The following is a 22094-nucleotide window of genomic DNA, read 5'->3' as shown; positions in this document are numbered from 1 at the left end:
GGGTCTTTTGATGAGTATAACCAGAGTTGATGAAGTTTTTAATGAACGTCTTATTAATTTAAATATGAATGCAGTTAATAAAAAAGAAGCAATAGAAGAATTAACTAAAAATCTATATAAAGAAGGGCACATCAGTGATTCTAAGATTTTCATAGATGATGTTTATCTCAGAGAAAATGAGGGTCAGACCGGTCTGGGAAATCATATTGCTATCCCTCACGGTAAATCTGATACTGTAAAAATAACTTCTATTGCCTTCGGAAGAACCAAAAATGATTTGATATGGGAATGTCCGGATGATAAGCCAGTGCATGTAGTAATTCTTTTTGCTGTACGCAATGTTGATAAAACGACAGTCCATTTAAAATTATTATCGCAAATAGCAATGGCTCTGGCAGACGATGACATACTGAATAGATTATTAAAAACAAATGATAAAGCAGAGATCATCAGCTTATTATCGCAGGAAATAAGTTAACATTTTAAACTGGTCCTAATTAAACAATTGTTTAAATAAATATAAAAGGGGTTTTTATTTATGCTGATTACCATGAAAGAAATGCTTGAAACAGCTCAAAAAAATAAGTTTGCAGTTCCTGCTTTTAATGCCGGAACGGGTCAATTGCTCACAGCAATGATGGAAAGTGCTGAAGAAAAACAAGCACCTGTCATCATGGCCATTCATCCTGATGAATTAAAGTTTCTGAGAGACAGTTTCATCAGCAGTGTTATTTATGAAGCCAACCATACCAAAATACCTGTGGTAATACATCTTGATCATGGTGCCACCTATGAGCAATGCATTCATGCTATCCGGTTGGGATTCACTTCCGTGATGATCGATGGGTCACTGCTTCCTTTCACTGAAAATATTGCTCTGGCTAAAAAAGTTGTGAATACAGCTCATTCTGTGGGAGTTTCTGTTGAAGGGGAATTGGGAACCATCGGGCAAACAGGCGATTCCATAGAAGGCGGCACCACTAAAATAACTTATACCAAACCGTCTGATGCAAAAGCTTTTGTGGAAAAAACAGGCGTGGATTCTTTAGCCATAGCCATTGGTACCGCACACGGCATCTATCCGAAAGGTTTTGTACCGAAACTGAAACTGGAATTATTATCAGAAATTAAAAATATTATTGATATTCCTCTTGTCTTACACGGCGGCTCCAGCAATCAAAACGATGAAATAGCAGAATCTGTAAAAAGAGGTATTTGTAAAATCAATATATCCAGTGATATTAAATTCAGCTTTATGAAAGGTGTAGAACAATATTTGCAAGAAAAAGGCTTTGAACGAGAACCGAATGTTATTTATCCAACTTGTATCCGCATGTGTCGAAATACAATTGAAGAAAAAATGGCTTTGTTCAACGATATAGATAAAGTAAAATGCTTTTGCTGAGTGAAGGAGAGGATCATAATGAATATCATTGGTGTTGCCGCATGTGTGGCAGGAATTGCCCATACTTACATTGCGAAAAAGAAATTAATTTTGGCAGCTGAAAAGGCTGGACATACTATTCACATAGAAACCCAAGGAACAATTGGCATAGAAGATAAACTTACGGACAATGATATAAAAAGTGCTGATATTGTTATATTGGCAATAGATATTCAGATAAAAGGAAAAGATCGGTTCATCGGTAAAAAAATGGTAGAAGTTCCAACAGAAGTAGCCGTCCATTCACCTACAGCCTTGATAAAAAAATTACAGGAAATTGTTGAATCTGTGGAGGTAAAAAAATAATGGGCAGCCTTCAGATAAGAAAGCATATTATGACCGGCATTTCCTATATGATTCCCTATGTCTGTGCCGCAGGTATGTTAATGGTTATTGGTAATATTTTTGGCGGACGCACAATTACTGATTACAGGCAGGGATTTTCCATTGCCGATGCATTAACAACGTTGGGGGGCGATGGTCTGGGACTATTACCCGTATTTATTTCCACATTTATTGCATATTCTATTGCCGACCGTCCAGGTATTGCTCCAGGTTTTTTATTGGGACTTCTTTGCAGAGCAAATGGATTCGGGTTTTTGGGTGGTCTTTTTACAGGGTATCTTGGAGGTTACTTAGTTAACTATTTGAAAAAATCGATTAAAGTACCAAGCTTCATGGAGGGAATAGTTCCACAAATGATTCTGCCTCTTTTAACGACAATAATTGTCGGATTATTTATGGAATATATTGTGGGAATCGCTATTCTTGCACTAACTGATGGTGTATACACTCTTTTAATGAGTATGCAAAATAGTGGTGGTTCTATCGTTTTACTTGGAGTAATTCTAGGTATTCTTTCAGCTGTAGATTATGGCGGACCTATAAATAAAATAGTATTCGTTTTTGTCATGCAGCTTATGACTCAAGGAATAGGCACTCCCATTTCCGTACTTATATCTGCTTCTATGATAGCACCATTCGGACTTACAATAGGTTATTTTCTGAGCCGGCTTTTTAAACATAATATTTTTTCAAATCAAGAAATCAATGCTTTAAAATCGGCTTTCCTTATGGGATGTTGTCAGATCACTGAGGGTTCCTATCCTATTATTTTAAATGATTTTGTACGTATCACAATCTGCACAGGTATAGGGGCCGCTGTAGATGGTGCACTGGTAATGTATTGGCAATGTGCCTCTACTGTACCTGCCGGAGGTTTTTTTGCATTACCCGGTATAGCTAATCCAGGCTTTTGGCTGCTGAGCCTGCTTATCGGTTCATTTGTGTTTGCTATATGCCTGCAATTTTTAAAAAGAAAGTCTACCGAAGAAACAATTGAAGAAGAACTCGAACAACAATTAGACTTATCTAGCTTAAAAATATCCGGATTATGATTTTCAATTAAAATTTTATACCTTTATAAAAATAATAGCAGTAATGATTTCCACTTATACATTTTCAAGTCAGTCATAAAAGAAAGGGAAAAATGAAACGTTCAGAAATAAATAGTATTATAATATATACAATAGAAGCTGCAGAGTATTTCAAAATTCCATTGCCGCCATTTGCTTTTTATACTGTGAAGAATTGGCAAATGCTGCAGGATAATGAAAAAGAGTTGGTAGATAATATGCTTGGCTGGGATATTACTGATTTTGCCACAGGAAACTTTTCACAGACAGGGCTTACTGTTTTTACTTTTAGAAATGGTAATTACAATATGAAGGACCTCTACCCAAAACCCTATTGCGAAAAATTGCTGTTTGTACGCGATGGTCAAGTTCTGCCATTTCATTTTCATTGGTACAAAATTGAAGACATCATTAATCGCGGCGGCGGGACATTAAAACTCACCTTATACAACTCTGATAAAACAGAGCAATTTTCTAATACTGATGTAGAAACAACCATAGACGGTAAAAAAGTTATCCTTCCTGCAGGATCAGATATTTTCTTAAAACCTGGACAAAGCATTACATTGAAGCAAGGACAATACCATCAATGGCAGGGCGTCCCCGGAACCGGTGATATCGCATTGTTTGAAGTTTCTACTACAAATGATGACAGGGCAGATAATCGTTTTTACAAAGCCCAGTCACGATTACCTGATGTCGAGGAAGATGTACTGCCCAAATATCTTATGTTCAAAGATTACAAAAATCATGTTGGCTTCTAAAATTTATTGAAAGATCAACTGTATAAAAATCTTTTTCCGTAATCCTATCACATTTTTATAGTACTTCTTCATCACTGGTCGGAAAACTCTGAATAAAGTCTCTGCTTCGCGCTTCTTTAATTTAAAAGAATATTTTATCTTTGATTGACAAGTATTATTTTATCTGCTAGACTGAAAATGTTTGGCGATGAACAGTATTATTCGGCTGCAAAATAAAGCGAGGCGTGACAGTGAAAGACGCCGCTGAAACCGGTGGCAGACTGTGAGCATAAAAATTGCATATTAAAAGCGGGCATATTTGCCAATCAGGGTGGAACCGCGGATTATAAAAAAATCCGTCCCTGTGATGTCAACATCACAGGGACGGATTTTTATTTTACTCTCTTCCTGAAAAACAGTAATAATCGCATAATTCTCGCTTTAAAATTTTATTTTATCAAGGAGGTTTTTATTTTGATGACATTTCAGGAAATTATCCTGACATTGCAAAAATTTTGGTCTGACCAGGGCTGTATTTTAGCTCAGGCTTATGATGTAGAAAAGGGTGCCGGCACAATGAACCCATCCACTTTTTTACGAGTATTGGGTCCCGAACCGTGGCATGTTGCATATGTGGAGCCATCCCGCCGCCCTGCCGACGGACGCTACGGAGAAAATCCCAACAGACTTTTTCAGCACCATCAGTTCCAGGTAATTATGAAACCGTCTCCTGACAATATACAGGAACTATATTTAGCCAGTCTGAAAAAGCTTAACATCAATCCTGAAGAACACGACATTCGTTTTGTTGAGGATAATTGGGAATCACCCACACTGGGTGCTTGGGGCCTCGGCTGGGAAGTATGGCTTGACGGCATGGAAATAACGCAATTTACTTATTTTCAGCAGGTCGGCAGTGTTGATATAAAACCGGTAGCCTCAGAAATAACTTACGGTCTTGAACGTTTGGCAATGTATATCCAGGGAAAAGAAAACGTATTTGATATTGTTTGGTCCGGCAATTACACCTATGGTGATGTATTCAAGCAGAACGAATTTGAGCAATCCACCTACAATTTTGAATTGGCCGATACCACCCTTCTCTTCGATTTATTCGACAAATACGAAAAGGAAGCCGTACGTGTGATCAATCTGGGATTTGTCCATCCTGCTTACGATTATGTATTAAAGTGTTCCCATACTTTCAATCTGCTTGATGCCCGCGGTGCTATAAGCGTGTCGGAACGTACAGCATTTATCGGTCGCGTCAGAAACCTTGCCCGCCTGTGCGCAAAATGCTATTTGAAACAAAGAGAGGATCTTGGCTATCCAATGTTAAAACGAGGTGACAAATGATGAGCAAAGATTTATTAATGGAAATAGGCACCGAGGAAATACCCGCCCATTTTATGCCTGCTATTTTACAACAGCTGAAAGAAAAAGCCGAAGAAAAATTCACTGAGCTGCATATCGATTTTTCGGAAACTAAAACTTATGGCACCCCGCGCCGCCTTGCTTTGCTTATAAAAGACTTGGCAAAGAAGCAGTCTGATATTTCCACAGAGCATAAGGGACCTTCCGTAAAAATTGCATTTGATAATGATAATAACCCGACAAAAGCAGCCATTGGTTTTGCCCGCGGCAAAAATATAGATGTTAACGAGCTTACGGTCAGAGACGGCTATATTTATGCTGTAGTCCACGAACACGGCAGCCGTACAATTGATCTTTTATCAGAAATTTTACCGCAATTGATCGAAGGTCTTAATTTTCCCAAAAACATGCGCTGGGGGACCCTTGATTTTCGCTTCGTGCGCCCTATTCGCTGGATCGTAGCTCTTTTTGACAGCGAAGTTATCCCTTTCACAACAGCAAACGTTCATTCCGGCAATAAAACCCGCGGACACAGATTTTTAAGTGACGGTGAGCATATCATAGAAAATGCTTCAGATTACAAAAAGACAATGAAAAAACTTTTTATCATCGTCGATCAAAATAAACGCCGTGATATGATTAAAGAACAGATCAACAGACTCGCCGCAGAAAATAACGGACACGCACAAATAACAGAAGACTTACTGGAGGAAGTAACATATCTTGTTGAGTATCCTACTGCACTTTGCGGTAAATTTGAAGAAAAATATCTTAATTTACCTAAAGAGGCAGTTATCACTCCTATGCGTGAACATCAACGCTACTTCCCTGTCACTGATGCCGCCGGAAAGCTGCTGCCATTGTTTATTACTATTCGAAATGGCGGTGACAATGCCTTAGCAACAGTTCAGCATGGCAATGAACGTGTTCTGCGGGCACGTCTTGCCGATGCACAATTTTTCTTTGACGAAGACAGGAAGAAAAAACTTGTCGATTATTTAGACAAATTGAAAACTGTCGTATTTCAGGAAGGACTCGGCAGTATTTACGACAAAGCTCTGCGTCTGCAGAAATTGACCGCTTATTTAGCTGACGCATGTAAAACCGCCCCTTCTGTAAAAAAATCCGCCGAGCGTGCCGCGCTCCTTGCCAAAGCTGATTTAGTCACCGGCATGGTATGCGAATTTACAGAACTGCAGGGAATAATGGGACGTGAGTATGCCTTGCTCGACAATGAAGGTGACGAAGTAGCCAAGGCCATAGATGAACATTATATGCCACGTTTCGCCGGTGATAAGCTGCCTTCAACCGTTTCCGGGCAGCTGGTCAGTCTTGCCGATAAAATAGATACGATAGCTGCTACTTTCAGCCGCGGCCTCATCCCCACGGGCTCGCAAGATCCTTTTGCTCTGCGTCGTCAGGCATTGGGTATTGTAAATACTATCATCAATGCCAAAATGAATATTTCGCTGAATTCTTTTATAAAAGAATCATTAAACCTGCTTTCTATAGATGAAGATAAGCAGAAAGATTTATCCGCCAATATCATAAATTTTATAAAACTGCGTTTGAAAAATGTGCTGGCAGAGGCAAATATACGTTATGATATTGTAGATTCTGTTCTTAATAATATCAATGATATCTATGCCGTTTATAAGAAAGCTCTGTCTCTTGATAACAAATTAACTTCTGCCGACCTCACCGGTATTGTTCAATCCTTCGTACGAGTCAGCAATATTGCCAAACAAGATGTTCTCAATATTGACGAATCATTGTTCACCTGCCCTGAGGAAACGACATTATATCAAAACTACAGCAAGGTAAAGGATGCCGTCAGACTATCAGGTGATGATTATGATGCTGTTATAGATAAATTGGCACTTCTTTCTGCTCCCATTGATCGCTTCTTCGATGCAGTAATGGTCATGGATAAAGACGAAAAAATTAAAAATAATCGTCTTGCCTTGTTGAAAAATATTGATAATTTGATCAAGGCAACTGCCGATTTCAGTAAAATCGTACTCTAAAACTACTAAATTTATGCTTCAATAAATAAAGCGAACTTCGTATTTACTGTTTTCTCTATGAGCTGTACCGTATTTTCCCTTATTTTGTGCAAATTACGTATTGCTCATCCTGTTGTGCATAGTAAAATGCATCCCGTATTATATTTGCGAAGTTTGCATAAATTAAGGTGAAATGATGGAAGAAAAAAGTTTGCAGCGCAATCTCAAAGCGCGCCACGTGGAAATGATCGCTCTGGGCGGAACAATAGGTGTGGGACTTTTCATGGGATCAGCCAGTACTATCCAGACTGCCGGTCCGTCTGTACTTTTTTGCTACGGAGTTGCCGGTCTTGTTATTTTTTTCATAATGCGCATCATGGGAGAAATGCTTTATCTGGAACCGGTTACCGGATCTTTTGCTTCTTATGGCTACAAGTATATTCATCCCTTTGCCGGATATCTGACAGCATGGTGCTATTGGTTTTTATGGGTAGCAGTCGGTCTGTCGGAAATAACGGCCATCGGCATTTATGTAAAATACTGGCTTCCCTTTATTCCCCAATGGATATCGGCATTCGGCGGCATGCTCATCGTTGCCCTGGCCAATATGGCAGCAGTTAAATATTATGGAGAATTTGAATTTTGGTTCTCCATAATAAAAATAACTACCATTATCGTAATGATAATAGTAGGCTTCGGCGTCATTCTTTTTGGTTTTGGTTATGGCGGACAGCCTCTCGGTTTTGCCAATCTCTGGTCCCACGGCGGCTTTCTGCCAAATGGCATGTCAGGAATGCTCACTGCCCTGTGCATTGTAACTGCTTCTTTTCAAGGGGTGGAACTCGTTGGCATAACTGCGGGTGAAGCGCAGAATCCTCGCGAAACATTAAAAAAAGCCATAAAAGGTATAGTATGGAGAATACTTATTTTCTATATCGGCGCTATTTTTATTGTTATCACGATTTATCCCTGGAACCAGCTTGATATGCTTGGCAGTCCTTTTGTAACGATTTTTGCTAAGATAGGCATACCGGCAGCAGCCGGCATAATCAATTTCGTAGTATTGACGGCCGCTCTTTCAGGCTGTAACAGCGGTATTTACAGTGCCGGACGTATGCTCTATACATTATCAGAAAATAATCAGGCACCAAAATGGTTCGGGAAATTATCAAAATCCGGCATTCCGAAAAATTCCATTATTTTCACGATGACGCTCTTAATTCTCGGTGTCGTTCTAAATTATTTGATCCCCAATTCAAAGTTATTTCTCTATATATACAGCGCCAGTGTTTTCCCCGGCATGATTGCCTGGTTTGTACTGGCGATAGCTCAAAAAAATTTCCGCCGGAAATATGGGAAAAAAGTTATGGAACAGCATCCTTTCAAGTCACTTCTCTATCCTTACAGCAACTGCTTCTGCATAATCTTCCTTATTCTCGTAACAATCGGCATGTGGCTCAATAACGATACGAGGCTGTCACTGATCATCGGCTGGATATTCTGTGCTCTTCTGGCAGTGTATTATTTCTTCAGACTGGCAAAAAAAGAAATCCCCTATAAAGAACAGGAAGCAGAAAAAGCAAATTGACGTCGATTGTCTTCCATTCCTTTTTATGATATACTTTTTGTTAATGCATTGATTTATTTATTACTGCATATCATACAGCTATTATTGACGATGATAAAGAGAGTATGTTCCTTCCTTTTGCACAGAAAGTATTGTTTTAGCTGAGAGCAATGCCAAAAAACCGAACAGAAGTTCACTTTTGAGTCCCGCAGTGAAAATTGAGACAAGCTTTTGGCACGACATTCGCTGTCATGTCTGCAGCTCTGACTTATTTATATAGCAGCGGCGCCGGCGGCGTTAACGCATTTAAAGTATCAATTAGGGTGGTACCGCGAATTTTTACCTTCGCCCCTTGCAGGGCGGAGGTTTTTATTTTATCTGAATATATTCAATTTCATCAGGAGGCATCATTTTGGAACAGCAATTAACCCAAATTAAAGAAGACGCTCTGACAGCCATAAAAGCTGCCGGTGATCTCAACGAACTCAATGAACAAAGAGTAAAGTATCTTGGTAAAAAAGGTTCCCTGACCGCTATTCTGCGCGGTATGGGTAAAGTAAGCCCGGAAGACAGACCGCGTATCGGCCAATTAGTCAACGACGTTCGCAGTGAACTGGAAGCATCATTAGAGAACAGACAGTCTGCCTTAAAGGCCGATGAACTTTCCACTCGTCTTGCAACAGAAAAAATAGATGTGACACTTCCCGGACGCCGCCACGAAATAGGTCATCTGCATCCGCTCACACTGACTTTAAATAAACTTAAAGGTATATTCAGAAACATGGGCTACTCTATAGCGGAAGGTCCTCAGATAGAAACTGATTATTTCAATTTTGAAGCTTTGAATCTGCCAAAAGATCACCCCGCACGTGATATGCAAGATTCTTTCTATATAACTGAAGATATTCTGATGCGCACACAAACATCTCCTGTCCAGGCACGAACCATGCAAGCTCACGAACCCAACAGCCCCATACGCATAATAGCACCAGGCCGTGTTTTTCGCCGCGATGATTATGATGCCACACATTCTCCCATGTTTACGCAGGTCGAAGGACTATGTATAGATAAAAATATCAGTTTTTCCGATCTTAAGGGCACTCTTACGACAGCTATGCGTCAGCTGTTCAGCGATGATCTTGATCTGCGCTTTCGTCCCAGCTTCTTCCCTTTCACGGAACCAAGTGCCGAGGTCGATATAACATGTGTGATGTGTCACGGCAAGGGCTGCCGTGTCTGCAAAGGTACTGGCTGGCTGGAAATTTTAGGTTCAGGCATGGTCCATCCGCATGTATTGGAAATGAGCGGCTACGATCCCCATAAAGTCAGCGGTTTTGCTTTCGGCCTTGGTGTCGAACGCATAGCAATGCTTTCTTATGGAATAGAAGATCTGCGTTTATTTTTTGACAATGATGCACGTTTCTTAAAACAATTTTAAAGGAAAAGGAGATTATCATACATGCAGGTATCCATAAAATGGCTGAAAGATTACATAGATTTCAAGGAAACACCGGAAAAACTTGCTGATATGCTGACAATGGCAGGTGTTCCCGTAGAAAATATAATTGATCCGGGAATCGGACTGGAAAAAGTGGTTACAGGACGTATTGAAGAACTGAAGCCGCACGAAAATTCAGATCATCTGCAGATATGCACTATAAATGTCGGTGCCGATGAAAATATAATAATAGTCACGGGAGCAAAAAATGTGGCACAAGGACAAATCGTCCCCGTTGCCATGATCGGCGCTCACTTACCCAATGGTATGAAAATATCAAAAGGAAAGCTGCGCGGCGTAATGTCCTACGGTATGCTTTGTTCCGCACAGGAATTAAAGCTGGATCTTGAAGCTTTGCCTGACGATCAGAAAACCGGTATATATATTCTCCCGCCAGATACTCTTATTGGTATGCCTGTAAAGGATCTGCTGGGATTGAATGATGTAATTTTAGAATTTGAGCTTACCGCCAACAGAAGCGATTGCTTCAGCGTTTTTGGTCTGGTGCGTGAAATAGCTGCATTAACCGGCAATAAACCAAAATGGCCTGTTATCACGTTAAAAGAAAACTCCTCTGACAAAATAAATGATCTTATCTCAATCGAGATTGCAGACCAAGATCTTTGCCCGCGTTTTTCCTGCCGTATGCTCAAAAACATAAAGGTCGGGCCCTCTCCTGAATGGATGCAGCAGCGTCTTGAAGGCGCAGGGATCCGTTCTATAAATAATGTTGTCGATGTGACCAATTTTGTTATGATCGAACTGGGGCAGCCGCTCCATGCCTATGATTATGATGCGATAAAGGGACACAATCTTATCGCCAGACGCAGTATAGAAGGTGAACTGCTTCACACACTTGATGACACTTCACGCAAAGCAAAAAAAGATATGCTCGTCATAGCAGACACTGAAAAGGCGGCCGGACTCGCAGGTATTATGGGTGGATTTGAAACGGAGATAACTGATAAAACCACCACTGTTGTACTGGAAGCCGCAAAATTTTACGGAGCCGGAATACGTCGCACTGCCCGCTCCTGCGGTCTTATTTCTGAAGCTTCAGGGCGTTTTGAACGCGGCACCGACATAGAAAATACCATCCGTGCACTTGACCGGGCCGCACAGCTGCTCACACAGATGGATGTAACTTGTGCTGCCGTAACAGGTGTCCTTGATGTATATCCGGAAAAGAAAAAACCCGTCACAATAGATTTTACGGCAGAAGCAATAAACAAACATCTGGGAACCGGCCTTGACAGCCGGATTATGGTCGACATTCTTCGAAAGCTTGAAATAAAAACCGAGGAAAAAAATGGCATTATAACTGCCTTTATTCCTTCATGGCGCGGTGATATAAGCTGCATGCAGGACATCTCTGAAGAAATATCCCGCATTTACGGTTTTGATAAAATAGAATCTACACTTCCGTCCGGACTGGCTTTACAAGGAAAGCAGTCGGATAAACAAACTTTTGTGGATAAACTCAAAAATATCATGGTCAGCCTTGGTCTTTGCGAAACTGTTTCCTTTAGTTTTACTCATCCCTCCATCTTGGATAAGCTGAATGTACCTGCCGATCATTTTATCCGCAATGCCATTCCTATCATGAATCCGCTTACCGATGAATATCCGCTTGTTCGTACCTGCCTGCTGACTTCTGTAATGGAAAATCTGACACGGAATTTTTCCCGTAAAAACAATGACATAAAAATATTTGAAATCGGTTCTATTTTTCTGCCGAAGGCTCTGCCTGTCACCGAACTTCCCTCAGAACATTTAGAAATCGCCGGAGCAATATCCGGCCGCAGAAACACCTTCAGCTGGAGTGAAGATAATTCTCTCGCAGATTTTTATGATGCAAAGGGCATTATTGAAGAATTATTGCAAAAATTATCTATCAGTCGATGCACAATAGAAGCCGGAGAACAATTTGCTATGCACCCCGGAAAAACTGCCGTTTTCAAAAAGGGACGCGATACTGTTTTCACTGTGGGTGAACTTCATCCGTCTGTTTCTTCAGCCTTCGGTATAACAAAACCGGTTTACATTTTCACTGCCGACATAGATATTTTGATGAAATACACAGCCAAAACCATAAAAAGCAGACCATTACCCAAATATCCTTCAACCTCCCGTGATCTTGCCATACTTGTTGATACATCTGTAGAGGCCGGAATCATTGAAAAAACCATCACTAAATCAGCTGGGCAATATCTATCATCCCTTGATTTATTTGATGTTTATGAAGGCAAACAAATAGAAGGCAGCAAAAAAAGTCTGGCCTTCTCTCTGACCTTTCAGGCCAATGACAAAACATTAACTGATGCGGAAATAGACGCTGCTTTTCAAAATATTGTGGAAGCACTGCAGAAAAATTGTAATGCCTCTTTGCGTGCTTGAGAAATTTTATTACTATCCCGATGCCATACTGCTTAAGAATACACGATGAGGTGTCAATAATGAATATTGTTATTGCAATGGATTCCTTTAAAGGGAGCCTTTCTTCTGTGGAAGCCGGCAGCATAACTGCCACAGCCATTAGGACCTTGCTCCCTACAGCCGTCATTAAAATTTTTCCGCTGGCTGATGGCGGAGAGGGCACAGTAAATACATTGACGGAAGGTCTTGGCGGTCATATAATAACTACTCCGGCTACCGGACCTCTTGGGCAGAAAATCATCTGCCATTATGGAATTATTAAATCAACTCGTACGGCAATTATTGAAACCGCCAATGTTGCCGGTCTTTCCCTCATTCCTACCCAAAAACGTAATCCGTTATATACCACCACCTATGGACTGGGCGAGCTCATACTTCATGCCATAAATAATGACTGCCGAAATTTTATTATCGGTATAGGCGGCAGCGCCACTAACGACTGCGGAATTGGTATGCTGACTGCCTTAGGCGTACAATTTTTTAACAATTGCGGTCAGCCAGCCGGCATCAATGGACAAAACCTCGCCGATGTGGTATCCATTGATCTGTCACAGCTCTGCCCAGACATAAAAAACTGCAGCTTTCACATAGCCTGTGATGTATCCAATCCGCTTTGCGGTAATGAAGGTTGTGCAGCAGTATATGGTCCTCAAAAAGGTGCTGCATCTGAAACCATTGAGTTTTTGGATAAAGCCGCCTCTAATTTTGCTAAAAAAATTCATCAGCAGCTTGGATGCGATGAAGCCGACAAACCAGGTGCAGGTGCTGCCGGTGGATTGGGTTACGCTTTTGCTACTTTTTTGCCGGCAACCTTGGAACCCGGTGTTAGTCTGGTACTTGATGCCATTAATATTAAAAGTGCCTTAAAAAATGCCGACATAGTAATTACCGGTGAAGGATGTCTTGACGAACAAACGATTATGGGTAAAGCACCTGTAGGCGTTGCACAACTTGCAAAAAAAATCAACAAAGAAACTCGTGTCATTGCTTTTTCCGGAGGTGCCAAACCAATGGCTGAAAAAGTAAACCAATATGGTATTGATGCTTATTTTCCGATCCTGCATTTACCTATGGATACTCAAACCGCCATGCAGCCAGAAACAGCACGCCTTAATCTCCGGCAAACAGTTACTCAGGTTTTTCGCCTGCTGGTATGATTTTCTACCCAAGCTAACTCATTTATCCTCTTTACCGCCCGCATTTTTGCTGCACACTGTCTGATTGCTTCTTTACATTCGATCGTTAAAAACTAACTACTTAGAAAGCCCGCAGTAACAATGTTTATGTTTGTTACTGCGATTTTTTTATTTATTTTTTATTTTTTATAAAATCGCTTAAAAAATAAAGCATATATGCTCTTTATTAAATATGAGGCAAATTTTGGGGAATCACAATTCAGTTCTACAAATTGTATTTTTTTATGCCTGTCTATTTTTTCAGATAAAATATCTCCATGCGTTTTGGTGAGATTATCAAATACCACATGCGTAAGAAACTCCCTTGATGTCAAAATTATTGGACAAACCATAATTGAACAAGCCACCGGAGACAACCAGCATCAGATGATTCTTTTGAATCTCAATCCCACTTTGCGTATTAAAATTAAGGATGATAATATCCTCGGATTCTGGAAATTGTTTCACTCGACAACCTCTTTTTCTAAATCTGTATCGACATCAAATTCTGAACAAAACCAATCCCTTTCATAGTCTTTAAAAAGTTCATCAAATGCAGCTTCTTTTTTCTGTATAAGTTTTTTTTAAACGATTTAATCTCCATTGACTGTAATTATAACTTTATCGTTAGGCTGTAGTTTTACTTGTGCAATAAGCTCTTTAGCCAGCCGGATTGCGTTACACAAAAACATTGTAATTTATATTTCAAAAGAACGGCATATTTCTCATATAACAAATTACTCACAAATGTAAAATAAAGAAAATAATAATTATCATCTTGAGCGATGGTCAAGTTACTAAATATTGGAAAATCACTTTAGCCATTCATCAATAATTTCCTCACTACACGGAAATTTTCAAACTATGGGAGATATGATGCTTTTGGTATACTAATTTTGTCAGAATTTATCGGCAAAGGAGATAATGACCATGGGTACAATGAAAGCTCTTGTTGTTGAAGGTATAAAAAAAATAAATTATAAAAGCGTTCCTATACCAGAGATTAACGATCATGAAGTATTAGTGAAAGTTCATGCCTGCGGCATTTGTGGTTCGGATTTACCACGTGCCAGAGATGGTGGAGTACATTCTTATCCTATTATTATCGGACATGAATTTTCTGGTGAAATCACTCAAATTGGCAGTAAAGTTAAAAATCTGAAAACAGGTCAGCGTGTTACCGCTGCTCCTCTTATTCCGTGCACTCATTGCGCCAACTGCTCTGCCGGGCAGCCTGCAATGTGCACCCAATACTCTTTCGTCGGCTCCCGGCAATCAGGCGCGATGGCCGAATTTGTCTCTGTTCCTTCTATAAATATTGTTCCCATTGCGGATAATGTAACATATGAACAGGCTGCCTGCATAGAACCGCTTACCGTTGCTATCCACGGTGTTGAGCGGGCTGGCATTTTAAAAAGCGGTGCTTCGGCGATCGTATATGGCTGCGGTACTATCGGTTTATTGACAATGCAATGTTTACTTGCAAAGGGTTTGGAACGCATCTATATTATCGATATTGATGATTCAAAACTTGTACTTGCTAAAAAGCTGGGGGCTCATAAAACACTGAATTCGGCTAAAATCAATATATCAAATTATTTTTTCGAGCATGGCAAAGTTGATTACGCCTTTGAAACAGCCGGAGTTAATATCCTGCAGGCGCAGATTCCTGCATTGGTAAAGAAAATGGGACATGTTGTATATATAGGAACAGTGCCGAGAGATGTCACTTTTCCGGCAGAAACATTTGAGCTTATTTTACGCGGTGAATTGAATGTCACGGGTTCCTGGATGAGTTATTCTGCCCCATTTCCTGGAGGAGAATGGAGCGGCGCTGCCGAATATCTTCAGGCTGGAAAAGTGAAAGTGGACGAACTTGTTACCCATAGATTTCCTCTTTCAGCCGGTTATCAGGCTTTCGAAACGCTGCTTGATAAGAAGCAAGAAGCCATCAAAGTTATGTATGTTATGGAATAGATATTGAAATAAAAAGCGGACATGTTGTCAATAGCATGTCTGCTTTTTATTTTAATCAGCAACCAGTAAAATAAGTAGGAGGAAAAAGAAATATCTTTCTTAGGAAATTACTAAAACATATTTAAAACATTTCCGCTATTATCGGAAATAGATGAACTATGTTTGACACCGTTTTTTTGTTATGCTTGATTCAGATAGAGAGGATGATAATATGCTAAGCAATAGACAAGAAAAGATTATCAAACTTTTGCAAAAGCATAAAAATGGTCTTACTGGCGAAGAACTATCAAAATATATTGGTGTTTCTTCTCGAACAATTCGCTCCGATATAAAAAACTTAATTTTACCAGCAGATGAGTATGGAATTAAAGTTCACTCTGGCACACGTTCCGGTTATGTATTGGAAATTATAAATTCTAAACTTTTTCAATTTTTTTTGCAAGGAGCAACTGTTTCTCATACAGCTTCTCTGGAAGACAGAGTTGATTTTATCATCCAAAAATTTCTTCAATGCGCATTGAAAAATACTTCTCTCACTCAACAGGAATTAGCTGATGAACTTTATATCAGCCTTTCTACTCTAAAGCTTAATATCAAAGAAGCTTCAAAAATATTAGCTCCTTACTCGCTTGAATTTGCTTCTTATAAAACAGAAGGAATGCGGCTTATAGGCAATGAGGCAAAACTCCGCTATTTTATATCAGAATATATTTCGCAAAAAAAGAATCCTTCCTTTTTACAAAGTAATGCATTTTACAGCAATGTTTTCAAAGGAATTGATTTGTCATTGATTGAACATATTATTTTTCGTGTTATCAATGCCTATGAGCTTCATTTAACAGATGTTGCCGTACAAAATCTTTCCATGCATATTGCAATCGCCCTTAAGCGGGCCGGACAGGAAAACTATATCGTTTATACCCTCAATCAAAGCAGATTCATGGAAAAAACCAAAGAATTCGAAGTTGCATCTTCCATATTTGAAGAGCTTTACCGTGCGACAAAAATTGATGTGGCAACCAGTGAGGTCTACTATCTTACTCAGCATCTCATGGCAAGCAAAAAATATATGGAGGCAGATGATTCTTCTATTCAGAGAATGACTGAATTGGTCAGAGAAATCATTAGCAATATTAAGGAAAATGTAAATATTGATTTTTCTAAAGACAATACTCTAATTCAATGGCTGGCATTACATCTTAAGACATCTATTCCAAGAATGAAATTCAAAATGAATATTCGCAATGATGTCATTGACATTATAAAATCCGAGTATCCATTGGCTTTTCAAATTGCTGTAATTGCCAGCAATTTTCTCGAACAAAAAGAACACATTATTGTCAATGAAAATGAGATAGGCTATATTGCCGTACATTTTGGTGCAGCTTTAAATCGGCAGGATATAAAAACTGATGCTTGTGTAAGGCGTGTTTTGCTTGTTTGCGCAAGTGGCATGGGGACCGCAGTGCTTTTAAAATCCCGTTTAGAAGAACATTTTAAAAGCCGCATAGTCATAGTCGATACAATTCCTGGCTATCAGCTTACTGAGGATATGCTCAGAACAGTGGACATTGTGATCACCACGGTTCCAATAAAACACATTGACTCAGAAAAGATAATTTGGATAAAACATTTATTGAACAATAAGGAAATATATCTTCTGGAACAGCATTATTTTTCTTTGCATCAAGGTATAGGAATAGGAACAGAAATAGAAGATTTTTTCCGTAAAGATTGCTTTAATATGCATATGCAGTTCAATACAAGGAATGAAGTTCTTGAGTTTCTCACCGAACAATTGAAAAGTAAAGGCCTCATGGATGATCTTGCCAAGCACTCCGTTTTTGAACGTGAAAATGCATCGCCTACAGAAATCGGCAATTTAGTGGCCATACCGCATCCCGTTTACAACGATCCTCCAAAATCATCTATCGCTATTCTCATTTTAGATAGACCGATCTTATGGGATGAACAGCCTGTTCAGCTTGTTTTTTTAATCAGTATTGCTAAATCTCAATTTAAACTTTGGGAACCTATTTTTCTGAAACTATTCAATTATCTTGTAAAAAATAATGGTGTCAAAGAAATATTGCACGAGACTTCGTATGACACCTTTATCAAAAATTTTAAAAAACAGTTCCCTCAGGAGTGATATTAATGAGCACGCACACTTTATTTAATGAGAAGTTAATTTTTTTTGACAAAATCCCCAGTGACAATTTTTCAGCAATAAAAATATTAGGGGATGAACTTGTCAAAGCTGGATATATTCTTCCGGCCTATATAAAAACCGTTTCAAAACGGGAATTTGATTTTCCAACAGGAATTGCCCTGCGATCGTCCGGCGTTGCTATTCCGCATGCTGCCCCGGAAAATAATGTGTTAAAAGATGGAATCGCTGTCCTGCGCTTAAAAAAACCCGTTATTTTTCATAGCATGGAAGATTCGGAAGATAAATTATCCGTTTCCATAATTTTCATGTTGGCACTGAGAGAAGCCAATGGCCATATTTCAATGCTGCAAAAACTTTTTAGGATCTTTCAGCAAAATGATTTAATGCAAAAGTTATTAATTGCTGATAATACCGAAAAATTTCAAACACTTATGCTCGAAAACATGCAATAAATTATTCATTTTAAAATTGAAAAAGGTGGCAGATGATTATGAAAAAAATTATCGTAGCTTGTGGTGGTGCTGTTGCTACTTCAACAGTTGCCGCAACGGCAATAAGAGAACTTTGTAATAAAAATAATATTCCTATAGAAATATTACAGATTCGCATGAATGAAATTGAAAATAATCTCAGTGGTGTGGATCTTATCGTCACGACGATGCGTATAAAAAAAGATTTTGGAAAACCTTATGTAAACGGAATGCCCTTTCTCAGCGGTATAAATGTGGAAGAGACAGAAGAAAAAATACTTTCATATTTGCGGTGATTTTCAATAAATTTCAGGAGGTAGTTTCATGGATATTTTATTAGCCTGTGTAAAATATTTTGTTGATCTCGGTCCGGCCGTTATGTTGCCAATTGTTATTTTTATAGTCGCATTGATTCTGGGACAATCATTTGGCAAAGCTCTAAAATGCGGTCTTTCCATAGGTATTGGATTTATAGGAATAGGATTGGTCATTGGTCTTATGTTAAGCAATCTTGCACCAGCCGCCAAAGCAATGTCTGCAAATTTCGGCCTGTCTATGAATGTTATTGATATTGGCTGGCCGGGTGCAGCTCCTATGACCTGGGCGAGCAGTATAGCCCTCGTCGCAATTCCGATAGCAATTCTTGTGAATATTATTATGCTTACACTTCGTATGACGAGAGTAGTTAATATAGATATCTGGAATATATGGCATTTTGCTTTTACCGGAGCGATTATCAACATTGCAACAGGAAGTTATGCATTAGGTGTTTTGGGAGTGGCACTGCATGCTGCCTATGCTTATAAAATTGGGGATTGGTTCGCACCTGTTACAGAAGAATATTTTGGCTTGGAAGGTATAGCGATGCCGCATGGGGACAGTGGTTGGTTTGCTCCAATTTCTGTGCCTGTCAACTGGCTGCTCGATAGAATTCCCATTATTCGTGACATTGATATAAATCTCGAACATTTCCAGAAATTTGGTGCATTGGGAGATCCTTCCATTATGGGCGGAGTCCTGGGTGTGATCATCGGTATTCTTGCCGGATATGATCTTCGCGGTATTCTCACGCTTGGTGTTCAAATGGCCGCAGTTATAATTTTAATGCCGCAAGTCGTAAAACATATCATGGCAGGCCTTATGCCCGTATCAGAAACAGCTAAGTCTGTCCTTAAAAAACGCTTTAAAAATTCTACATTCTATATCGGGCTTGACTGTGCCTTACTCCTTGGCGATCCGAGTGTCGTTGCCGCATCACTTCTTTTTATTCCCATAACTATTTTTATTGCTGCCATAGTCCCCGGCAATCAGATTTTACCGTTTGGCGATTTACCTACCATTGGCTTTTTTATTGCTTTAGCTGTTGGTGTACACAAGGGAAATCTATTCCGTACATTGATTACAGGAATAATTGTCATGTTCATGGCAATTTGGATTTCCAATCAAATGATCGGTCTCCATACTATTTTGGGTGAAAATGCTGGTCAGATAAGCGCCGGTGTATCTCAGGTAGCTTCGCTTGATCAGGGCGGCAGTCCGATAACTTATATTCTTTCGCAAATCATGCATAATACAGATATGGGCGGTCTTCTTATAATCGGAATATCTTATATCTTCTGTATCATATGTACCTGGGTCTGGCACAGAAATCAGATTGCCAAAACTACGAAAAGCAGCCATGAAATTCCCAGCAGTGAATAATCCAAGCGGTACACAGAAATTTTGCTTATATATTATTTTAAGACTTTTTCCTAAAAAATTGCTAATTTTTATATGGGGGACTTTATCATGCACACTATTTTATCAACAAGAGAAATGTTATTAAAAGCGCAAAATGAACATTATGCAGTACCTGCATTTAATATTCATAATATGGAAACAATGCAGGTAATCGTTGATGCTGCCGTGCAACTCCGGTCTCCTCTGATTATTGCAGCTACACCTTCTACTGTACAATATGCTGATCGGGATTATCTTGTCGCAATGGCACAGACAGCAGCTAAGCAAACTGATCTTCCCATTGCTGTTCATCTTGATCATCATGAAAATATTACTGACATAAAAGCATCAATAGATGCGGGATTCCGCTCTGCCATGATTGATGCTTCCCGCGAACCGTTCGAAAAAAATATTGCCCTTGTCAGAGAAGTGACAGCCTATGCGCACAGATATGATACCACGGTGGAGGCTGAGCTGGGAAAATTAGTTGGTCAGGAAGATGATCTGATCGTAGACGAAGCAGCCAGCGCTTATACAGATCCGGAGCTTGCTGCCGAATTTGTTTTGGCTACCGGCATTGATTCTCTGGCTGTTGCTATCGGTACCGCTCATGGACTTTATAAAGGAGTGCCGAAATTAGATTTTGATCGTTTGAAAGATATACGTGCTAAGGTGGACATTCCTTTGGTACTGCATGGAGCTTCTGATGTTCCTGATGAGCTGGTACAAAAAGCAATAGCGTTGGGAATATGTAAAGTGAATGTGGCGACTGATTTAAAAATACCTTTTGCTGATGCTGTGAAAAAATTCTTTACAGCAAATCCCTCTGCCAGCGACCCGCGTAAATATATGACTCCGGGAAAAGAAGCTATGGCGAAGATTGCAGCACATAAAATAAAAGTGTGCGGCAGTGAAAATCGTTATTGAAACGAGAGGAATATATTTATGATACTTGTCATCAACCTTAACCCATCATTGGATAAAATTTATACTATAGAAAAACTGCAATATGGACAGGCTATGCGCACCTCACAAGTACAAAATACTGCCGGCGGAAAGGGTACTCATGTAGCAAATATCATTAATATTCTTGGTGAAAAATGTATGGTGTCTGGTTTTTTAGGCGGATATATTGGTGATTTTATTGCCGGTAAACTCAGGAAGGATAATATTCGCAACGAATGTATCCGCATCCAGTCTGAAACCCGCAGCTGCTTGAATATCGCAACATCAGATGGCAGGCAGACTGAAATCTTAGAGCCCGGGCCATCAGTTACCCCGGATGAACGTGATGCTTTTCTTTTTCACTATAAAAAATTACTGCAGGAAGCTTCGCTTGTTGTGGCTTCCGGTAGTTTACCGCAGAATCTTGGTGATGATTTTTACTGCCTGCTTATTAATTTGGCACATGATGCCGATAAACGTTTTTTACTGGATACCAGCGGTTCTGCTCTTAAAAAGGGGCTTTGCGCAAGGCCGTTTTTTATCAAGCCAAACAAAGATGAGATCGAAGCTCTTACCGGCAGGAAAATTAATAATCTGGAAGATGCCGTATGCGAATTAAAGAATTTTCTTGAGGCGGGAATAACTATGCCGGTTATCTCACTTGGCAAACAAGGCTCTGTTCTGGCATATAAAGACAAAATATATCATGCCGTCCCCCCGGTATTAAATGTCACTAATGCCGTCGGATCCGGTGATTCATATGTGGCCGGACTTGCGGTATCGCTTAACAATAAGATGCCAATTGAAGAAACTATCCGATTTGCTTCTGCGTGTGGAACGGCCAATGTTCTTGAACCGGAAAGCGGTTTCATCAGAAAAGAAAATGTTATGAATATTAAACAGCTTATAAAAATAGATTATTTATAACGGAGGCTTGCCTAAAATATTTTATATGTCAAAAAATGATATCATTCGCATCACTGTGAGGTCATAGTGCAGAACTCAGAGCTATAACCCAAAATCTGATAAGACAGACTATCTCAGGAATTTTTAGTCTATCTATATTATATAAAGTGATTTGTAGTTAATAAATTTAAGAAACCCCGTAGCGAATCTGCGGGGTTTCTTAGCATGATATCGACATAAGGCAGC

At 39.6% G+C, this 22094-nt stretch carries 20 protein-coding genes; 18 read left to right on the top strand and 2 right to left on the bottom strand.

Annotated elements, in window-relative coordinates:
• Nucleotides 1-10 precede the first annotated feature (10 nt).
• The 8 genes from I6758_RS02660 to I6758_RS02625 all read left to right on the top strand — a co-directional run bounded on the left by I6758_RS02660 (nucleotide 11) and on the right by I6758_RS02625 (nucleotide 8570).
• Nucleotides 11-478: a PTS sugar transporter subunit IIA gene (locus I6758_RS02660; RefSeq protein ID WP_196603653.1), complete on the top strand. Its 468-nt coding sequence runs from the start codon at nucleotides 11-13 to the stop codon at nucleotides 476-478.
• A gap of 60 nt (nucleotides 479-538) precedes the next feature.
• Nucleotides 539-1405, top strand: coding sequence for a ketose-bisphosphate aldolase (locus I6758_RS02655; protein ID WP_196603652.1), 867 nt, complete (start codon nucleotides 539-541; stop codon nucleotides 1403-1405).
• An 18-nt stretch (nucleotides 1406-1423) separates the two neighbouring features.
• Entirely contained in the window at nucleotides 1424-1750 is a 327-nt protein-coding gene (locus I6758_RS02650; RefSeq protein WP_196603651.1) for a PTS fructose transporter subunit IIB, read from the top strand.
• Nucleotides 1750-2841, top strand: coding sequence for a PTS fructose transporter subunit IIC (locus I6758_RS02645; protein ID WP_196603650.1), 1092 nt, complete (start codon nucleotides 1750-1752; stop codon nucleotides 2839-2841). The genes I6758_RS02650 and I6758_RS02645 overlap by 1 nt, the downstream gene beginning before the upstream one ends.
• A 92-nt stretch (nucleotides 2842-2933) precedes the next feature.
• Nucleotides 2934-3623: a D-lyxose/D-mannose family sugar isomerase gene (locus tag I6758_RS02640; RefSeq protein ID WP_196603649.1), complete on the top strand. Its 690-nt coding sequence runs from the start codon at nucleotides 2934-2936 to the stop codon at nucleotides 3621-3623.
• Nucleotides 3624-4079: 456 nt separating this feature from the next.
• Complete coding sequence (gene glyQ / locus I6758_RS02635; protein ID WP_196603810.1) at nucleotides 4080-4958, top strand: glycine--tRNA ligase subunit alpha; 879 nt, start codon at nucleotides 4080-4082, stop codon at nucleotides 4956-4958.
• Nucleotides 4958-7003: a glycine--tRNA ligase subunit beta gene (glyS, locus tag I6758_RS02630; RefSeq protein ID WP_196603809.1), complete on the top strand. Its 2046-nt coding sequence runs from the start codon at nucleotides 4958-4960 to the stop codon at nucleotides 7001-7003. The genes glyQ and glyS overlap by 1 nt, the downstream gene beginning before the upstream one ends.
• Nucleotides 7004-7178: 175 nt before the next feature.
• Nucleotides 7179-8570, top strand: coding sequence for an amino acid permease (locus tag I6758_RS02625; RefSeq protein ID WP_196603648.1), 1392 nt, complete (start codon nucleotides 7179-7181; stop codon nucleotides 8568-8570).
• An 81-nt stretch (nucleotides 8571-8651) separates the two neighbouring features.
• Here I6758_RS02625 and I6758_RS02620 read toward each other — a convergent pair whose 3' ends face one another.
• Nucleotides 8652-8792, bottom strand: a complete 141-nt coding sequence (locus tag I6758_RS02620; protein WP_196603647.1) for a hypothetical protein — start codon at nucleotides 8790-8792, stop codon at nucleotides 8652-8654.
• 169 nt (nucleotides 8793-8961) lie between these two features.
• Between I6758_RS02620 and pheS the strand changes: the two genes are divergently transcribed.
• Genes pheS through I6758_RS02605 form a run of 3 tightly spaced genes read left to right on the top strand, consistent with a single transcriptional unit; the run spans nucleotide 8962 to nucleotide 13640 of the window.
• Nucleotides 8962-9987, top strand: coding sequence for a phenylalanine--tRNA ligase subunit alpha (pheS, locus tag I6758_RS02615; protein ID WP_196603646.1), 1026 nt, complete (start codon nucleotides 8962-8964; stop codon nucleotides 9985-9987).
• 21 nt (nucleotides 9988-10008) lie between these two features.
• Nucleotides 10009-12444 (top strand): phenylalanine--tRNA ligase subunit beta, encoded by a 2436-nt coding sequence (gene pheT / locus I6758_RS02610; RefSeq protein ID WP_196603645.1) that lies wholly within the window; start codon nucleotides 10009-10011, stop codon nucleotides 12442-12444.
• 59 nt (nucleotides 12445-12503) lie between these two features.
• Nucleotides 12504-13640, top strand: a complete 1137-nt coding sequence (locus I6758_RS02605) for a glycerate kinase family protein (RefSeq protein ID WP_196603644.1) — start codon at nucleotides 12504-12506, stop codon at nucleotides 13638-13640.
• Between the two features lie 315 nt (nucleotides 13641-13955).
• Here I6758_RS02605 and I6758_RS02600 read toward each other — a convergent pair whose 3' ends face one another.
• Entirely contained in the window at nucleotides 13956-14126 is a 171-nt protein-coding gene (locus I6758_RS02600) for a hypothetical protein (protein WP_196603643.1), read from the bottom strand.
• A 462-nt stretch (nucleotides 14127-14588) separates the two neighbouring features.
• Between I6758_RS02600 and I6758_RS02595 the strand changes: the two genes are divergently transcribed.
• The 7 genes from I6758_RS02595 to I6758_RS02565 all read left to right on the top strand — a co-directional run bounded on the left by I6758_RS02595 (nucleotide 14589) and on the right by I6758_RS02565 (nucleotide 21869).
• Nucleotides 14589-15635 carry a galactitol-1-phosphate 5-dehydrogenase gene (locus I6758_RS02595; RefSeq protein ID WP_196603642.1) on the top strand — a complete coding sequence of 349 codons (1047 nt, stop codon included), beginning with the start codon at nucleotides 14589-14591 and terminating at the stop codon, nucleotides 15633-15635.
• A 211-nt stretch (nucleotides 15636-15846) separates the two neighbouring features.
• On the top strand, nucleotides 15847-17787 hold the full coding sequence (locus I6758_RS02590) for a BglG family transcription antiterminator (RefSeq protein ID WP_196603641.1): 1941 nt from the start codon (nucleotides 15847-15849) through the stop codon (nucleotides 17785-17787).
• A 5-nt stretch (nucleotides 17788-17792) separates the two neighbouring features.
• Nucleotides 17793-18260 carry a PTS sugar transporter subunit IIA gene (locus tag I6758_RS02585; protein WP_196603640.1) on the top strand — a complete coding sequence of 156 codons (468 nt, stop codon included), beginning with the start codon at nucleotides 17793-17795 and terminating at the stop codon, nucleotides 18258-18260.
• Between the two features lie 38 nt (nucleotides 18261-18298).
• Entirely contained in the window at nucleotides 18299-18574 is a 276-nt protein-coding gene (gatB, locus tag I6758_RS02580) for a PTS galactitol transporter subunit IIB (RefSeq protein WP_231038468.1), read from the top strand.
• Between the two features lie 28 nt (nucleotides 18575-18602).
• Nucleotides 18603-19979 carry a PTS galactitol transporter subunit IIC gene (locus I6758_RS02575; RefSeq protein WP_196603639.1) on the top strand — a complete coding sequence of 459 codons (1377 nt, stop codon included), beginning with the start codon at nucleotides 18603-18605 and terminating at the stop codon, nucleotides 19977-19979.
• 87 nt (nucleotides 19980-20066) lie between these two features.
• The gene (locus I6758_RS02570) at nucleotides 20067-20924 is read left to right on the top strand and encodes a tagatose bisphosphate family class II aldolase (RefSeq protein WP_196603638.1); all 858 of its coding nucleotides are present in this window, start codon (nucleotides 20067-20069) and stop codon (nucleotides 20922-20924) included.
• Nucleotides 20925-20942: 18 nt separating this feature from the next.
• Complete coding sequence (locus I6758_RS02565; protein ID WP_196603637.1) at nucleotides 20943-21869, top strand: 1-phosphofructokinase family hexose kinase; 927 nt, start codon at nucleotides 20943-20945, stop codon at nucleotides 21867-21869.
• Nucleotides 21870-22094: the final 225 nt, after the last annotated feature.

The organism is Pectinatus haikarae, assembly GCF_015732185.1.
Taxonomy (GTDB): Bacteria; Bacillota; Negativicutes; order Selenomonadales; family Selenomonadaceae; genus Pectinatus; species Pectinatus haikarae.
This window is presented reverse-complemented; position numbering and strand designations above follow the sequence as displayed.

Excerpts from the sequence above, each read along its gene's own strand:
- I6758_RS02645 (WP_196603650.1), top strand. The coding sequence starts at position 1,750 with ATGGGCAGCCTTCAGATAAGAAAGCATATTATGACCGGCATTTCCTAT.
- I6758_RS02605 (WP_196603644.1), top strand. The coding sequence starts at position 12,504 with ATGAATATTGTTATTGCAATGGATTCCTTTAAAGGGAGCCTTTCTTCT.
- pheT (WP_196603645.1), top strand. The coding sequence starts at position 10,009 with ATGCAGGTATCCATAAAATGGCTGAAAGATTACATAGATTTCAAGGAA.
- gatB (WP_231038468.1), top strand. The coding sequence starts at position 18,299 with ATGAAAAAAATTATCGTAGCTTGTGGTGGTGCTGTTGCTACTTCAACA.
- I6758_RS02620 (WP_196603647.1), bottom strand. The coding sequence starts at position 8,792 with ATGTCGTGCCAAAAGCTTGTCTCAATTTTCACTGCGGGACTCAAAAGT.
- I6758_RS02575 (WP_196603639.1), top strand. The coding sequence starts at position 18,603 with ATGGATATTTTATTAGCCTGTGTAAAATATTTTGTTGATCTCGGTCCG.
- I6758_RS02655 (WP_196603652.1), top strand. The coding sequence starts at position 539 with ATGCTGATTACCATGAAAGAAATGCTTGAAACAGCTCAAAAAAATAAG.
- glyS (WP_196603809.1), top strand. The coding sequence starts at position 4,958 with ATGAGCAAAGATTTATTAATGGAAATAGGCACCGAGGAAATACCCGCC.
- I6758_RS02595 (WP_196603642.1), top strand. The coding sequence starts at position 14,589 with ATGGGTACAATGAAAGCTCTTGTTGTTGAAGGTATAAAAAAAATAAAT.
- I6758_RS02650 (WP_196603651.1), top strand. The coding sequence starts at position 1,424 with ATGAATATCATTGGTGTTGCCGCATGTGTGGCAGGAATTGCCCATACT.
- I6758_RS02585 (WP_196603640.1), top strand. The coding sequence starts at position 17,793 with ATGAGCACGCACACTTTATTTAATGAGAAGTTAATTTTTTTTGACAAA.
- I6758_RS02590 (WP_196603641.1), top strand. The coding sequence starts at position 15,847 with ATGCTAAGCAATAGACAAGAAAAGATTATCAAACTTTTGCAAAAGCAT.
- I6758_RS02570 (WP_196603638.1), top strand. The coding sequence starts at position 20,067 with ATGCACACTATTTTATCAACAAGAGAAATGTTATTAAAAGCGCAAAAT.
- I6758_RS02625 (WP_196603648.1), top strand. The coding sequence starts at position 7,179 with ATGGAAGAAAAAAGTTTGCAGCGCAATCTCAAAGCGCGCCACGTGGAA.
- glyQ (WP_196603810.1), top strand. The coding sequence starts at position 4,080 with ATGACATTTCAGGAAATTATCCTGACATTGCAAAAATTTTGGTCTGAC.
- I6758_RS02640 (WP_196603649.1), top strand. The coding sequence starts at position 2,934 with ATGAAACGTTCAGAAATAAATAGTATTATAATATATACAATAGAAGCT.
- I6758_RS02565 (WP_196603637.1), top strand. The coding sequence starts at position 20,943 with ATGATACTTGTCATCAACCTTAACCCATCATTGGATAAAATTTATACT.
- I6758_RS02660 (WP_196603653.1), top strand. The coding sequence starts at position 11 with ATGAGTATAACCAGAGTTGATGAAGTTTTTAATGAACGTCTTATTAAT.